This window comes from Streptomyces sp. TP-A0874 (genome assembly GCF_001748085.1).
Lineage (GTDB): Bacteria > Actinomycetota > Actinomycetes > Streptomycetales > Streptomycetaceae > Streptomyces.
This window is the reverse complement of the sequence record NZ_BBZK01000006.1, coordinates 351,158-366,791: the sequence shown is the minus strand read 5'-3', so window position 1 is coordinate 366,791 and position 15,634 is coordinate 351,158. Positions and strand designations below refer to the sequence as shown.

Annotated in this window: 11 protein-coding genes; 8 read left to right on the top strand and 3 right to left on the bottom strand. The window is 71.8% G+C overall.

All coding sequences use genetic code 11. The features are described from left to right. Positions 1–208: 208 nt before the first annotated feature. Positions 209–1,054, bottom strand: a complete 846-nt coding sequence (locus BGP73_RS12090) for a hypothetical protein (protein WP_170837819.1) — start codon at positions 1,052–1,054, stop codon at positions 209–211. A gap of 547 nt (positions 1,055–1,601) precedes the next feature. On the opposite strand from BGP73_RS12090, the gene BGP73_RS12085 reads away from it, so the two are divergent. From BGP73_RS12085 to BGP73_RS12070, 4 genes are all read left to right on the top strand, one after another. Continuing rightward, positions 1,602–2,873 (top strand): glycosyltransferase family 4 protein, encoded by a 1,272-nt coding sequence (locus tag BGP73_RS12085; RefSeq protein WP_069814285.1) that lies wholly within the window; start codon positions 1,602–1,604, stop codon positions 2,871–2,873. Further along, a complete protein-coding gene (locus BGP73_RS12080) occupies positions 2,870–3,781 on the top strand; it encodes a hypothetical protein (RefSeq protein WP_244501170.1) in 912 nt (303 codons plus the stop codon). The genes BGP73_RS12085 and BGP73_RS12080 overlap by 4 nt, the downstream gene beginning before the upstream one ends. A 157-nt stretch (positions 3,782–3,938) precedes the next feature. Then, positions 3,939–6,062 (top strand): catalase, encoded by a 2,124-nt coding sequence (locus BGP73_RS12075; protein WP_069814284.1) that lies wholly within the window; start codon positions 3,939–3,941, stop codon positions 6,060–6,062. Between the two features lie 427 nt (positions 6,063–6,489). Beyond that, positions 6,490–6,702, top strand: coding sequence for an I78 family peptidase inhibitor (locus BGP73_RS12070; RefSeq protein WP_069814283.1), 213 nt, complete (start codon positions 6,490–6,492; stop codon positions 6,700–6,702). Between the two features lie 195 nt (positions 6,703–6,897). Here BGP73_RS12070 and BGP73_RS12065 read toward each other — a convergent pair whose 3' ends face one another. Continuing rightward, positions 6,898–7,989 (bottom strand): phosphatase PAP2 family protein, encoded by a 1,092-nt coding sequence (locus tag BGP73_RS12065; RefSeq protein WP_069814282.1) that lies wholly within the window; start codon positions 7,987–7,989, stop codon positions 6,898–6,900. Between the two features lie 562 nt (positions 7,990–8,551). Between BGP73_RS12065 and BGP73_RS12060 the strand changes: the two genes are divergently transcribed. Together BGP73_RS12060 and BGP73_RS12055 are read left to right on the top strand one after the other, a co-directional pair. After that, complete coding sequence (locus BGP73_RS12060) at positions 8,552–10,297, top strand: MFS transporter (RefSeq protein WP_069814281.1); 1,746 nt, start codon at positions 8,552–8,554, stop codon at positions 10,295–10,297. A gap of 69 nt (positions 10,298–10,366) precedes the next feature. Next, on the top strand, positions 10,367–11,551 hold the full coding sequence (locus BGP73_RS12055) for an acyl-CoA dehydrogenase family protein (protein ID WP_069814280.1): 1,185 nt from the start codon (positions 10,367–10,369) through the stop codon (positions 11,549–11,551). A 15-nt stretch (positions 11,552–11,566) separates the two neighbouring features. Here BGP73_RS12055 and BGP73_RS12050 read toward each other — a convergent pair whose 3' ends face one another. Further along, positions 11,567–12,007: a cell division protein SepF gene (locus BGP73_RS12050; RefSeq protein WP_069814279.1), complete on the bottom strand. Its 441-nt coding sequence runs from the start codon at positions 12,005–12,007 to the stop codon at positions 11,567–11,569. Between the two features lie 1,337 nt (positions 12,008–13,344). Between BGP73_RS12050 and BGP73_RS12045 the strand changes: the two genes are divergently transcribed. Together BGP73_RS12045 and BGP73_RS12040 are read left to right on the top strand one after the other, a co-directional pair. Beyond that, positions 13,345–14,238 (top strand): S1 family peptidase, encoded by an 894-nt coding sequence (locus tag BGP73_RS12045; RefSeq protein ID WP_069814278.1) that lies wholly within the window; start codon positions 13,345–13,347, stop codon positions 14,236–14,238. A gap of 185 nt (positions 14,239–14,423) precedes the next feature. Next, positions 14,424–15,467: a slipin family protein gene (locus BGP73_RS12040; protein ID WP_069814352.1), complete on the top strand. Its 1,044-nt coding sequence runs from the start codon at positions 14,424–14,426 to the stop codon at positions 15,465–15,467. Positions 15,468–15,634: the final 167 nt, after the last annotated feature.

The window sequence follows — 15,634 nt, the reverse complement described above, 5'->3', positions numbered from 1 at the left end:
GATGCGGGGCGCCAGCGGCCGACGTCAACCGCTCCTGCTCGGAGCAGGAAGGAGGCGCGGTGACCGCCACCGCCGACCGAGCGGCGGTCACCCCCGTCTCGTTCCTGCTCCGAACAATCTGAAGACCGGCCCCGGAGTCTCGTCGGCCGCGCCCCACGGGAGTCCCCCGGTGGCGGGGTACCCGGCCACCGGGGCCCGGTCCGGGCCCTCAGGTGCCGGACAGCGGCATGGTGGCCGCCACCAGAAGTCCCCGGGACGCGGCCCGGTCGAGCGCCTCCCGCATCAGGTCCTCGCGGGGCTGCTGCCCGACGGAGCCGACCGGCCCGGCGAACACCAGCACCCTGGACGTCCTGCCCACCGCGGCCCGCCAGCCGTCGGTCACCGGCAGCGCTTGGTGCGCCTGCCACCAGGCGGTCGGTGCAGCGCCCCCGCCGCCGGGCTGCAGGATGGCGTGGAGTTGCCCCATCGCCAGCAGTACCGACCAGCCCTCCAACGGTGCCGGCGGCTGCTCGACATCGCTGACCGGTCGGAAGCCCTGCTCGACCAGGAGCGTCAGGAACTCGTCCTCGACGCTCTCCGAACCCGGCCGGACGACAGGACCGGTCGGCTCCACCACGAGCGCGGGAAGGATCTCACCGCCGACCAGGACCAAGCCGCTGGTCACTCCGATCACCGCCTGCCCGGGCCCCGGGGGCTCCTGGCCGGGCGATCCAGCCGGTGCGGGGGCCGGACTGGGGGAGGGGACCGGGGCGGTGGTGGCCGTCGGCCGAGTCTGGTGGGCGTCCGTGATGCTGCGGACCGCGCCCTGCAACTGCTCCTCGGAGACCGGTACGACCTGGGAGGGGATGCAGGTGGCATGGGCGAAGGCGAGCACCGCCGTCTCGTCGCCGACGAACAGCACGGTGCTGGTGCGTTCCTGCTCGGTGTCGCCCGCGGTGCGGCAGGAGGTGCAGTCGTAGCTGCCGGGGGCGTTCTCTCCGGTGAGCAACCGGTCGGCTTCTTCGTCGCCGATCTCGGCGCGTACGTCTTCGCTGACGTCCAGCATGCGCGGCACGGGGAGGCTCCTCGATCTTCGGGAATGGTCACCGGGGGCCCGGCTCACTGAGGACAACGGGCTTCCCGGGGCCGGGGTCACGCTCGGGTGAGTGGACGGCGCCCCCCGGTGCCGCCCGTCCCGCGGAGGTTTCCGGGCGGACGTCGGGGACACTCGCAGAGGCGGCCACTTCGCCGCGGCCTCGGGCCCGGCGACCGTCGGGGGGCGGTCGCCGACGCCGCCACCGCCGTGAAGCGGTCGGCTTGTGCGTTCGGGTGCGCGGTGCCGGATCGGAGGCTCTGCTCACCCTGGCGGGTGCCGCTCGTCGCGGTGGGCGCCGCTCACTCAAGCGGGTGAACGACGGAAGTCCTGCTTCCGGCCTGCTTGGTCCCCGTACGAGCCTGAATGTCGTCAACAGCCGGGAAGTTCCCGTCGCCGGCCACCGATTCGCATCCTTTGCGGAACAAGTCGGTGATAGAAGCCAACCCGAAGACCCTCTCGGCGATCTAACCAGGTGGTAGGCGGACGAGACGGGATGGTCCGCGGAAACCATGGGATACGGGTACGGATGCATATCTCCTTTCTGATCCACAACGCGTACGGCATCGGCGGAACCATCCGGACGACGTGCAACCTCGCCCGGACGCTTGCCGACCACCACGACGTGGAGATCGTCTCGGTCTTCCGCCACCGCGACGAGCCGGTCTTCGACCCGGGCCCGGACGTGAACCTCCGCCATCTCGTCGACATACGCGAGGACCGCCCCTCGTTCGAGGGCCAGGACCCCGAACACCGCCTCCCCGCAGCGGTCTTCCCCCGCGCGGAGGGCCGCTACCGGCAGTACAGCCGGCTCACCGACAGCCGGATCGCCGAACACCTGCGGTCGACCGAGGCCGACGTCCTCGTCGGCACCCGCCCGGGGCTGAACGTGCACATCGCCCGCCAGGCGCGCCGAGGCCCCGTCCAGGTGGGACAGGAACACCTCACCCTGGACAGCCACTCCCCGCACCTCCGGGAGGTGCTGCGCGGCCTGTACCCGAGGCTGCACGCCCTCACCACGGTGACCGAGGCCGACGCCGACGCCTACCGGAACACGCTGCGACTGCCCGGCGTGCGGATCGAAGCGGTGCCCAACGGTGTGCCCGCGCCCACCGTCCCGCCCTCCGACGGCAGCGGCAAGTGGGTCGTGGCCGCAGGCAGGTTGGCCCGGGTCAAACGCTATGACCTGCTGATCCGAGCCTTCGGGCAGGTGGTGGCAGCCCGTCCGGACTGGCGGCTGCGGATCTACGGCGGCGGTGCGGAGAAGGACCGGCTGCGAGCGCTGATCGAGCGACTCGACCTCTACAACCACGTCTTCCTCATGGGCCCGGCCAACCCCATCGAGGCGGAATGGGCCAAGGGCTCGATCGCCGCCGTCACTTCGAGTCTGGAGTCGTTCGGCATGACGATCGTGGAGGCGATGCGCTGCGGGCTTCCGGTGGTCGCCACGGACTGCCCGCACGGGCCCGGCGAGATCATCGACAACGGTGTCGACGGCCGACTGGTACCGCCCGGCAGCGCCAAAGCCGTCGCGGCCGCGCTGCTGGAACTGATCAACAACGATCCGCTGCGGCTGCGGATGGGCCGAGCGGCGCTGCGGGACTCCGCCCGCTTCGACCCGGCCCGCGTCGCCGGCCGTTACCACTCCCTCTTCCACGAACTGGCCGCGCGGAGCGGCCCGGGAAGCCGGAGCAGCAGGCTCCGCGGTTCGCTGCACCGCGCCCGCGGCGCCGTGCTCGGCCGGGCGTACGTCGCCCGCGAGACGGGCCGCGCCAAGTTGAGAGGGGTGGGCGCCGCATGACGACCTCCGCCGGCATCCCGGTCATTCCCGCCGGCCGCCGACCCGCCACCGGCGGGCCGGTCGACGCCGAGCCGTCCGTCACCGAGCGCCGCAAGCAGCCGCGCGCCGACTGCATAGCGGACTCCGCGGGCGGCCTGACCTTCGACATCGCCGACCGGAGGCGTTCGGGCAGTGCCGGCTCCTGGGACTCGGCGCTGGTGCTCACCCGGCGCGGCGGCACCGGTCCGGCCGACGCCCTCCGGCTGCCGCTGGTCCCGGCCGGAGACGGCCGGCTGCGGGCGGTGCTGCCGAGCACCGTCCCGCTGCCGGAGGGGCGTTGGGACGCCCACTGGGTGGCCGTGAACGGTGACTCCCGGCGGCTGGTACCGGGGGTGAACGACCTCCGTTCGCTCGTGGACCGGCAGCCGGCCGTCGACCGGCCCTCGGTGGCGGCCCGCATTCCGTACGCCACCAAACACGGCAACCTCTCGGTCCGCGGCTGGCAGCGGGAGCCGCACGCCGAGGCGGGTGAGATCCTGGTCAAGGACGGTGCGATGACCGTGCGCGGCCGGTTCTACGGGCCGGAGCCGGGGGGCGAGGCGAGAGCCGAGGTCCGCTGCCGGCGCGCCCCGGGCCTCTCCCTCGCCCTGCCGCTCTCCTGCGTGGGGAACGACTTCAGCTTCACCCTGCCGTACGAGGCGCTGCTCGACGGTGGCGCGGATGCTCCGGCGGAGGAGTGGGAGCTGTGGCTGCGCCCCTCGGCCGGCGCCGAGGCGGCCCGGATCGCCCGGATCCTGGACGATGTGCCGGACAAGAAGCACATCTTCAACTACCCGGTGCAGACGCTGACCACCCGAGGAACGACGGTGGCTGCCGGACCGTACTACACGGCGGACAACGACCTGGCGGTGCGGCTGGGCACCACCTGACCGCCGCCGGCCCGGCGGCCCACCGCTCCGCGGGGCGGTCGACCGCGGACGGACGGCTCCCGGCGCACGACTGCTGTTCGACGGATCCGGCGTTTCGATCCCAAAGTCGGGGAAACCCGGCGGATCCCCCGGTTCCGTACGAAGGAGCAGCCCGGCCATGACGTCTGAGGAGAGCCGCCCGGCGGACGCCAAGCAGCGGCAGCGCGCCGCCCAGCGTGCGGCAGATCCCGCCGGGGGGCCGCTCACCACCGACCAGGGTGTGGTCGTCGACCACACCGACGACGCGTTGACGGTCGGTGAACGCGGCCCCACCCTGATGGAGGACTTCCACTTCCGGGAGAAGATCACCCGCTTCGACCACGAGCGGATCCCCGAGCGCGTGGTGCACGCGCGGGGCGCCGGGGCCTACGGATACTTCGAGCCGTACCGCTCGTGCGCGGAGTTCACCCGGGCCGCCTTCCTCCAGGACCCCTCCGTGCGGACCCCCGTCTTCGTGCGCTTCTCCACCGTCCAGGGGCCGCGCGGTTCGGCCGACACGGTGCGCGACGTCCGCGGCTTCGCGACGAAGTTCTACACCTCCGAGGGCAACTACGACCTGGTCGCGAACAACTTCCCGATCTTCTTCATCCAGGACGGCATCAAGTTCCCCGACTTCGTACACGCGCTCAAGCCGGAGCCGCACAACGAGATCCCGACCGGCGCCTCAGCGCACGACACGCTCTGGGACTTCGTCGCCCTCCAGCCGGAGACCCTGCACGCGATCTTCTGGCTGATGTCGGACCGGGCCATCCCGCGGAGCTACCGGATGATGCAGGGCTTCGGGGTGCACACCTTCCGGTTCGTCGACGCGGCCGGGCGGGGAACGTTCGTCAAGTTCCACTGGAAGCCCCGGCTGGGCGTGCACTCGCTGGTGTGGGACGAGGCACAGGAGACCATGGGCCGGGACCCGGACTTCAACCGCCGGGACCTGTGGGACGCGATCGCCTCCGGTGACTACCCCGAGTGGGAGCTGGGCGTTCAACTGGTGCCGACCGAGGACGAGCACGCGTTCGACTTCGATCTGCTGGACCCGACCAAGATCATCCCGGAGGAGCAGGTGCCGGTGCGGCCCATCGGGCGGATGGTCCTGGACCGGAATCCCGACAACTTCTTCGCCGAGACCGAGCAGATCGCCTTCCACACGGCCAACGTCGTCCCGGGGATCGACTTCACCAACGACCCCCTGCTGCAGGCACGGAACTTCTCCTACCTGGACACCCAGCTGATCCGTCTGGGCGGTCCGAACTTCGCCCAGATCCCGGTGAACCGCCCGGTGGTCGAGGTGCGCAACAACCAGCGTGACGGCTACCACCAGAGCCTGATCCACTCCGGGGCGAGCTACAGCCCCAACTCGCTGAGCGGTGGGTGCCCGGCCGTCGGCGGGGGCGATCCCCGAGTCTTCGCCCACCTCCAGGAGCGGGTCGACGGACACAAGATCCGCAAGCGCAGCCCCAGCTTCGACGACCACTACAGCCAGCCGGCGATGTTCTGGCACAGCATGGCCGACTGGGAGAAGAAGCACATGATCGACGCCTTCCGGTTCGAGCTGGGCAAGGTCGGGACGAGGCAGGTGCGCGAGGGCGTCGTCGCGCAGCTGGCCCGGGTGGACCACGAGCTGGCCACCGCGGTGGCCCGGGGCATCGGGGTGGCCGAGCCGGAACGGCGCTCGGACACCCCGGAACCGGTCCGCTCCCCGGCGCTGAGCTTCGAGAACAACCTGGGCGACGGCAGCATCCGGAGCCGCCAGGTGGCGGTGCTGGTCGCGGACGGGGTGGACGCCGCCCAGGTGGACGGAGTGCGCGAGATCCTCGGGATCGGCGGCGCGGTGGTCGAGGAACTGGCGGCGTACGACGGCACGGTCCGGGACACCGAGGGCGGCGAACGACCGGTCACCCGTGCGCTGCCTACCGTCGCCTCGGTGCTTTACGACGCGGTGCTGGTGCCCGGCGGACCGGACAGTGCGCTGGCGATCGCGGCGGACGACGCGGCCGTACGGTTCCTGCGCGGCGCCTTCCGGCACGGCAAGCCCATCGCGGGCCTCGGCGCGGGGGCGGGGGTGCTGGGCAGCATGGAACTCGGCGGGGTCCGGGTGGCCGGCGGAGGGAACGGCGAGGGCGTCGTCCTGGACCAGGGGGTGGTCACCGACGCGGGCACCGGGCCGCCCGGCGAGGAGTTCGGGCGGGCTTTCACCGAGGCGATCGCCGCGCACCGCTACCGCGGCCGCTCCGCGATCAACGACTGAACCGGACCGCACCGGACCGCCGCCTCCGATGACGGCGCGGCGGCCCGGCGGCCGTGTGCCCGGTGGTTTGACCCGGCATCCCCCGCACCCCGGCCGCCCGGCTATTCGCGGCCTCCGCCACCCGGGCGGAATTGCGGGCGCCGCGGGGATTTCGAGAAGGCGAAATTCCGAACAACGGGAGTTGACGGCGTGTTTGCGGGAGAGACGGGTTGGAAAAGGATTCCGGGCGTTCGGCTGGTCGGCTGAGACGGGCGGACCGCACCTGCGGCATCCCCTCCGAGGCGCAGCTGTGACGTAAATGTGACGGGACAAGGACAAGCCTGTAGGGGCGAGCGGGCCGCACGGAGGGTAATCGGGGAGCCGCCGCGTCGCGGGCCACGCCACGGGTCGATCCGCCGACGGACGCGAGAGCCCCTACGGTGGCCTCATGGACAGGAATTCGATTCCAGAGAACCCCGCGGACGACACCGAGGCCTACGTCGGACAGCCCGTCGCCGAGGCGGAGGAACGTGCCCGGGACCGGGGCTGGACCACGGTCCGCAGGCTCCCGCCGAACGCCGTGGTGACCATGGAGTTCCTCGCCGGACGGATCAATTTCGCGGTCACCGACGGCGAGGTCGTCCGCTGCTGGACGGGGTGAGACCGGAGCACCGGCCCGGACCGAGAGGCCGCCGCCGGCGCCTCCTGGACACCCGGCCCCTCGGAGGGAGCTGCTGCTCGGAGAAACCCGGCCGCAGGCGGAGGCCCCGGCGGCGGAGCGCCGCGTACCGTCCCGGGCAGGGCACCGGGGAGCGGGCGGGCGCGCGGCCGCCGGGCGAGCGGTACCCCGCCCCCGTCAGCCCCCGGTGTGCCCGCGGTGGGCTGTGGACCCCAACGGCACGCTGCGCGAGGTCCGGTCCGAGTGCGGAGGGCGGCGGCTGCCGGTCGGGCTGACCGGCGAGCGCTCCGAGCGGGCGGTGTGCGGGCGTGGCGGGTAGTGCGGAGGCCTGGGGTCGGTGCGGTTGCCCGCTGCCCCGGCGCCGCCGCTCGTCCCCAGATCCGAGCGGCCGGCGGCCGTCCCGCCCGGCGGCGCCGCGCCACCTGCCGCCGCCTCCCGCGCGGCGGTGCCACCGGCTGGTTGCCCGGTGTTCCGGGAAGCCGCCGCGGGCTGTGCGTAGGCCGGATGCGGCAGCGGTGCGGCGGGGGCCGTCCGCCTTTCCTTGAAACGGTCTCGGTGGTCCAGGATCCACCGCTCGGCTGTGGCGATGAAGGGTTCGAACCAGGGGAGTGCCAGCAGGATCAGCAGCCCGGCCGTCCAGCCGAGGAGCACGTCGCTGACCCAGTGGGTGCCGAGGTAGACGGTGGTTCCGCCGACCCCGAGCGCGAACGCGGCGGCGACGAGCGACAGCACCCGCCGGGCGTTCGGGGTGGTGGCGAGGTAGGCCAGGATCCCCCAGGTCACCACCGCGTTCGCGGTGTGCCCGGACGGGAATATGTCGCCGCCGGCGAACATCTCGGCGGAACCGACCGTCGTCGCGTAGTGCGGACCGAGCCGGCCCAGGCCGTACTTCACCGCACCCACCGTGGTGTTCAGCAGCAGTAGGGAGACGCCCAGGGCCAGGAGCGGCCGGAGCGTCCGCTGCCGCCAGGAGCGCCAGCCCAGCCAGGCGGCGACCAGGACGGCGGTGGGCCCGCGCTGCCCCAGGACGACGAAGTAGTCCAGGTAGGGGTGGAGGACGGGCCACTGCTTGTACGGCCGGAAGAGCATCACTTGCCAGTCGAGGCGGACCAGGCGGTCACTCACGAGCACGGCGAGGACGATGGCCGCGTAGAAGCCGACGGCGGAACCGAACAACACCTTCCGTGTTCGGCTCATCCGCGGGATCACGCGGTCGCTCGGTCGCTCCGGCTCCTGTTGGAGACGGGCGACGATTCGATCGGTACGCACCTAAGCGACGTTACAGGGGGTGAGCGCGGACCTCGCTCCGGGCAACGTCTTTGTGATGACGATGTGATGTGTACTCGGTCGCAACAGGAGGCTTTATTTCCGACGTTCCGTCATAACCGGAAGGGTCTTTGAGTGAATTTCGTGAGGAGATCGTCGAACATTTCTTTCACACCCTCGAATCTGTTCTCCGCCCGGTGCGGTCGATTGCCGTCCGGCTGGCCGGAAATCCGCTGTGGAATCACCGCCCGGCAGGGCGTGGAGAGGGGCGGGTGCGACCGTGACCAGCGCGTTCGAACTTGAGTTCGGTAGATGATCCCGGCGTTGTCGGCGGGGGGCCGCCGTCCGGAAGCCGTACCGGGGGAGCGGCCGCGCCGAAGCCGTCGAAGGAGTGGTGCTCCGGGAGGTCGCCGTGTTGACAGGAAGTGAACCTGGCCACTCTTCCTCCTCCGCCCCTCGCGTACCCTGACAACTCACCCGCGCTCGATGCCGGACCGCAGGGAAATGAGAAACGCCCTGTCGGGGTCTGCCGAGCGCGCGGCGCGACACATTGGGAGGTGCGTGCATGTCCGGGACGACCACGGCCCGTGAGCAGCGGGCGGCGGACGTTCCCCGGCATCGGCACCGGCGAGGGCTCGGCGCCGGCGGAGTCAACCGCTGGGCCGTGCTGGTGGTGCTCTGCGTCAGCCTGCTGCTCGTCGCCCTGGACGCGACGGTGCTCCACGTGGCGGTGCCGGCGGTCACCGAGGACCTCCGCCCCAGCGCCACCGGCCTGCTGTGGATCGTCGACATCTACCCACTGGTCGCCGCCTCCCTCCTGATCCTCTTCGGAACCCTCGGCGACCGGGTCGGCCGACGGCGGGTCCTGCTGCTCGGATACGGCGTGTTCAGCCTGGCCTCGGCCATCGCGGCCCTCGCCTCGACCCCCCACGTCCTGGTGGCGGCGCGTGCCCTGCTCGGGGTGGGCGGCGCGATGATCATGCCTGCGACGCTCTCCATCCTCCGGCAGGTCTTCCCGGAGCGCCGGGAGCGGGCGATGGCCATCGGCATCTGGAGCGCGGTCGCCGCCGTCGGTGCCGCCGTCGGGCCGCTGCTCGGCGGGCTCCTGCTCGAGCACTTCTGGTGGGGCTCGGTCTTCCTGATCAACATCCCGCTGATGGCGGCCTGCCTGCTCGCCGGCCGCTGGCTGCTCCCGGAGTCCATCGGAGAGCGGGACGGGCCGTGGGACGTGCTCGGCGCGCTGCTGGCCGCCGCCGGACTCTTCGGCGTCGTGCTGGGGGTGAAACGGGTCGGCGGCGCCGCCGCCCTGCTGGCCCCCGCCACCGCCCTGCCGCTGATCGCCGGGGTGCTGCTGCTCGTCCTCTTCGCCCGGCGGCAGCGCCGCCGCCGCTACCCCCTGGTGGATCTGGCCATGCTCAGCCGGCCGGCCTTCGGGACCTCCGTCGGCTGCATCGTGCTGGCGATGCTCGCGCTCGTCGGCCTCCAACTGATCGCCACCCAGTACCTGCAACTCGTCCTCGGCCTCTCCCCGCTGCAGACCGGGGTGCGGATGGTGCCGCTCACCTGTGCCGCGATGGCCGCCGGGCTGCTGGGCTCCCGCCTGCTCCAGTGGCTCGGCCCGCGTTCCATGGTCGCGCTGGGTTTCCTGCTCACCGCGGCGGCCGTGCTCTCGCTGCTGTGGACGGGGCAGGAGGACCGGCCGGCGCCGCTCATCGCCGGTTTCCTGCTGCTCGGCTTCGGCCTGGAGATGACGCTCTTCGGCGCCTACGAGTCCATGCTGAGCGACGCTCCACCGGACCAGGCGGGCACGGCGGCGGCCATCGGCGAGACGTCCTACCAGCTCGGGGCCGGCATCGGCATAGCCCTGCTCGGCAGCGTCATGAACGCCGTGTACGCGCCGGCCGTGGCCACCGTGCCGGGAGTGCCCCGTGTCTCCGGGAGGGCGGCCGGCAACTCGCTGGCCGAAGCCTACGAGGTGGCGGGCGGACTCCACGGCCCCGCCGCGGGCGCCCTGCGCGCGACGGCCCGGGTGGCCTTCGTTCACGGTCTGCACACCACCCTCGTGGTGAGTGCGGGACTGCTGCTGGTCGGCGCTGCGGCGGCGCTGCGGCTGCCACGCCACATGGAGTGCGGCGAGGGCCGCGCGGACACCGAGCGCCCCGCCGCCTCCGCCCGGTCGGCCGCCGCACCCGGAGCCGACGGGGAACGGCCGGGGGAACCCTCCGGAGCCGGGCGTTCCACGATGCTCCCGCCGGCGCGGCGGGGTGCCGATCCCGGCCGGCCCGCCGCTCGCACCGCCGTTCGCCCCTGAGCCGTGCTGGACAGGTTCCCTACTCGCCCGTAGCGTCTGCGCCCGGAAGCCATGACGAGAGGTCGAGCCATGTCCGCATCTTCCCTCCCCGCCTTCGACCCGAGCGACCCGCTCGGTGTGGACGACCTGCTGAGCCCGGAGGACCTGGCGGTCCGGGACACCGTGCGGCAGTGGGCCGGCGACCGGGTGCTGCCGCGGATCGCCGAGTGGTTCGAGAGCGGTGAGGTCCCGGAGATCCGCGGACTCGCCAGGGAGCTCGGGAGCATCGGCGCGCTGGGGATGTCCCTCGACGGCTACGGCTGCGCGGGAGCCAGCGCGGTGCAGTACGGGCTGACCTGCATGGAACTGGAGGCCGCCGACTCCGGGATCCGTTCCCTGGTGTCCGTGCAGGGCTCGCTCGCCATGTACGCGATCCACCGGTGGGGCTCGGAGGAGCAGAAGCAGCGCTGGCTGCCCGCGATGGCCGCCGGCGAGGTGATCGGCTGCTTCGGCCTGACGGAACCGGACCACGGGTCGGACCCGGCGGGCATGCGGACCCGCGCCCGCCGCGACGGCACCGACTGGGTGCTCACCGGCCGCAAGATGTGGATCACCAACGGCTCCGTGGCCGGGGTCGCCGTGGTGTGGGCCCAGACCGAGGACGGAGTCCGGGGGTTCCTGGTGCCGGCCGGTACCCCGGGGTTCTCCGCCCCGGAGATCCGGCACAAGATGTCCCTGCGTGCCTCGGTGACCAGCGAACTCATCCTCGACGAGGTGCGGTTGCCCGCCGACTCCGCCCTGGAGGTCCAAGGGTTGCGCGGGCCGCTCGGCTGCCTCAACCACGCGCGGTACGGCATCGTGTGGGGGGCGATGGGCGCCGCCCGCGCCTCGTTCGAGGCGGCCCTGGAGTACGCCGGGAGCCGGGTGCAGTTCGACCGTCCCATCGGGGGCTTCCAGCTCACCCAGGCCAAGCTCGCGGACATGGCGGTCGAGCTGCACAAGGGCGTTCTGCTCGCCCACCATCTGGGCCGGCGGCTGGACGCCGGGAGGCTCCGCCCGGAACAGATCAGTTTCGGCAAGCTCAACAACGTGCGCGAGGCGATCGAGATCTGCCGCACCGCCCGCACGATCCTCGGGGCCAACGGGATCTCCCTGGAGTACCCCGTCATGCGGCACGCCGCGAACCTCGAGTCGGTGCTCACCTACGAGGGCACCGTCGAGATGCACCAACTCGTGCTCGGCAAGGCGCTCACCGGGCTCGACGCGTTCCGGTGAGCGGCCCCGCCGCGGTCAGCTCTGGTTGAAGAACCCGCCCTCGACCGCCCGGCCGGTGGCCTCGCCGCTCACGATCCGGTAGTCGGGCGGTGTGAGGAGGAAGACCCGGGTGGCGACCCGCTCGATCGAACCGCGGAGTCCGAACGTCAGGCCCGCGGCGAAGTCGACCACGCGCTTGGCGTCGGCCGGGTCCATGGCGGTGAGGTTGACGACCACCGGGACGCCCTCCCGGAACAGCTCACCCAGGCCCCGGGCGTCGCGGAAGCTGTCGGGGGTGACGGTGGCGATGCGGCTCCCCTGCTGCTGCGCGGACTCGTCCGCCACCCGCACCCGCGGATCAGTCACCCAGGCGTCGCCGTGCTCGGGCCCCTCGGCGTAGTCGTCGTCGTAGTAGCGCTCGTCATCGTTGTCATCGACGAGGCCAAACCATGCACTCGCCTTGCGCACCGATCCCATGGACGCCTCCTCTCACATGCGGTCCCTGCCGTCCGCTCCTCCATCGTCGTCCATGATGCGGATGATGCGCCAAGGGGATGGCCCCCGCACATGCTTTTCGTGACGGTACTGGTGCACAACGGGTGGCGAGGAATCAAGGTTCCGGCTGAATAACTCCGCTGACGGCCCGCTACCCGTAATTCCTTGAGATACGCCGTATCAAAAGAGTGACTTCATGGACAGGGCGGCGGGTGTGTCACCCGTGGCTATGGCGGCTCCTGGGCGGTTGACGCCCGGCACCGGCCGGCGGATCGGTCGGACGGAATGGCCGAAGTCCTCTTTCCAGGTGGCTCGTTCCAATCGGGTTGTCGCGGGGGCAGCGGCCAGCGGATGCGATCCGCGTGCCGGTGCCGGGTCCGCTGGCCGGTCTGACGGAGGCGCGGCGAGACCGTCCTGGGGCGGACCGGTGTGAGGGGCCGAGGCGGCCTCCTGACCCGGACTCGCCAAGCGGACGGTGCCGGATCGGCCTCGCCGCGGCGACGAGCGGCCGGTTCGACCGGCCGCCGGTGAAACGGGAGACGGTGCGCGGCGCCACTGCTGAGGGGCGCTGCCGCGAGCCCCGGGGGAGTCGGAGGGCAGTCTGGCGGTCGGCGGCTGCGGAGCTCGCGTACGCCGACTCGACGTCAAATGTTCGCTGTCCGCCGAGAGGTCCACCGCTCAGCGGAACCTCAGGGGCGAAAATCAGCCACTCTTTATATGGGACGGAAGGGTGCTGGCGTCCCATGACCGATGATTGCTGGCGCCGGCGGGCGTTGATCGTCGATCTCCGGAGCCGGGAGGCGGCGCTCCGCCCGGCCCGCTGCCGAGGCATGACTCCGGACGAGTGACGGCGAGTCAGCTTCGCCGAAGCGACCGATCGTGTGATGAGCTGTTCATCGGGGTGAACCGGAATTGCTGGGTCCGTTCCGGGGCGTGCAGAGGCCCGGCGTGGGATGGAGTTCCGGGCTTCGGGCATGTCCTGAGCGGGCCGGCGGCCGCTGCTCGATCCGGCCCCTCTTCCTCCTCGCCGCCACGGGATTCTTTGCTCTAGCAGCGGTAGCCCGCGATCCGTGGCGAATCGGCGACCGGCGGCGGCCGGCGGGCGAGGGGCGCGCCGGCTCCGGCGGCCTGCTCGCGTGGCAGGTCATGCGGCCAGGGGCAGGCCGAAAGCACCCCTTGCGGCCGAGTGGCCGGCCGCCGAATACTCCCCACAGCGCTTGTCAGGGGCACAACGAGAATCCGGAACACTCGGGTGTCCACTGACTGCGCCTCACGGGTCTGTCCAACCCAGACAGGTCCGAGGTTCCCCTCTTGGAGGAGTGAGGATGAAGCGCACTACCCCCCACGGTGCCAGACGTACTCGGCTGATCGCTGTCGCGGCGGGCGTCGCGGCCGCCGCGGCCATCGCCGTCCCGGCCGCCAACGCTGACGCCAAGCCCACCACCTACTCCGCTTCGCAGCTCTCGGCCGCGAGCGACGCCGTGCTCAACGCGGACGTCGCGGGCACCGCGTGGCACGTGGACAAGGCGACCAACACCCTTGTCGTGACCGCGGACAGCACCGTCACCGAGGCCGAGATCGCCAAGATCAAGCGCACCGTGGGCGCTGACGCCGGTGCCATCAAGGTCGAGCGCACGGCCGGCAAGATGACCAAGATGATCCAGGGCGGCGACGCCATCTACGCCAGCAGCTGGCGTTGCTCCGCGGGCTTCAACGCTCACAGCGGCAGCACCTACTACCTGATCACCGCTGGTCACTGCACCGACGGCGCCGGCACCTGGTACGCCAACTCCAGCGGCTCCTCCGTGATCGGCCCGACGGTCGGCTCCAGCTTCCCGGGCAACGACTACGGCCTGATCCAGTACAACTCCGGCGTGAGCCACCCCGGCACCGCCGGTGGTGTGACGATCACCGGTGCCGGCAACGCCAGCGTCGGCATGTCCGTCACCCGTCACGGCAGCACCACCGGGACCCACAGCGGCACGGTCACCGGTCTGAACGCCACCGTCAACTACGGCGGCGGTGACATCGTCTCCGGTCTGATCCAGACCAACGTCTGCGCCGAGCCCGGCGACAGCGGTGGCTCGCTGCGGTCCGGCAACACGGCGATCGGTCTGACCTCCGGCGGCAGCGGCGACTGCACCTACGGTGGTACGACCTTCTTCCAGCCGGTCACCGAGGCGCTCAGCGCCTACGGCCTGACCATCAGCTGACTCGGCCGGCCCTCGCGGGCCGACAGGGTTGCGGAGCCCCCGTCCGGGTCCACCGGACGGGGGCTCTTCCGCGCGTCCCGGGGCGCGACCCGTTGAGCCGCCCCCGCCGCACGGGCATATCGGGCTAACGTGCTCGAAGCGGGCTCATGGGATGATACGCGCGATATGGACGGCGGGTGGCCGTGGTGGTCGACGATCTTGTGGCAGCGGTGGTCGCGGTTCTGGTCTGCGTCGCGCTGTACCTCATGGCGGCGGCTCGGGTGGTGAAGCAGTACGAGCGCGGGGTGGTGCTCCGGCTCGGCAGGCTGCTGCCCCAGGTCCGGGGGCCCGGCTTCACGATGATCGTTCCGTTCGCGGACCGGCTCCACAAGGTCAACATGCAGATCGTCACCATGCCGGTGCCCGGCCAGGAGGGCATCACCCGGGACAACGTGACGGTGCGGGTCGACGCGGTGGTGTACTTCAAGGTGGTGGACGCCGCCGACGCGGTCGTGCAGGTGGAGGACTACCGCTTCGCTGTCTCCCAGATGGCGCAGACCTCGTTGCGTTCGATCATCGGCAAGAGCGATCTGGACGATCTGCTGTCGAACCGGGAGAAGCTGAACGAGGGCCTTGAGCTGATGATCGACAGCCCCGCCGTCGGATGGGGGGTGCGGGTCGACCGAGTGGAGATCAAGGACGTGTCGCTGCCGGAGACCATGAAGCGCTCGATGGCCCGTCAGGCCGAAGCGGACCGGGATCGCCGGGCCAGAGTGATCAACGCGGATGCCGAGTTCCAGGCTTCGAAGAAGCTGGCGCAGGCGGCCCGGCAGATGGAGGCCACCCCCGCGGCGCTACAACTGCGGCTGCTGCAGACGATGGTGGCGGTGGCGGCGGAGAAGAACTCCACCCTGGTGCTGCCCTTCCCGGTGGAGCTGCTGCGCTTTCTGGAGCGGGCCCAGCAGGACGGAGCGGGGGAGGGGCCGCCGACCGGTGGCCCCGGACCGGAGGCGCCCGGTCCCGCGGACGCCGGCCCGGAGGTCGCCGACGGCCCGGAGACCGGCGTGGTGCCGGGCCTGGACACCGGCCCCGGGGACCTCGGTGCCGGACTCGGCACCGGCCCCCAGGGCGGGATCGACTTCGGCGTCGCCGGTCTCGGAAACGGCGACGTCGGAGGGCGCCCCGACTCCGAGCCGGACTCCGGATCCGGTGAGGGCTCCGAGGGCGGGGAGTCCGGCGGCCGGGGCTGAGGCGCCCTACGGCTGGCCCGCCGTCTTCGGGCCCGGCCCGATCCGTAGGAAGAGTCGATTATCGGCCAGTCGGCGGCTCCGGGGGCGAAGAACCATCCGTGCGGCGGGAGACGCGGGGGACCCGGGTGACCTGCGGGACAGGTGTTCGCAGGCCCGCTGTCAAGTCC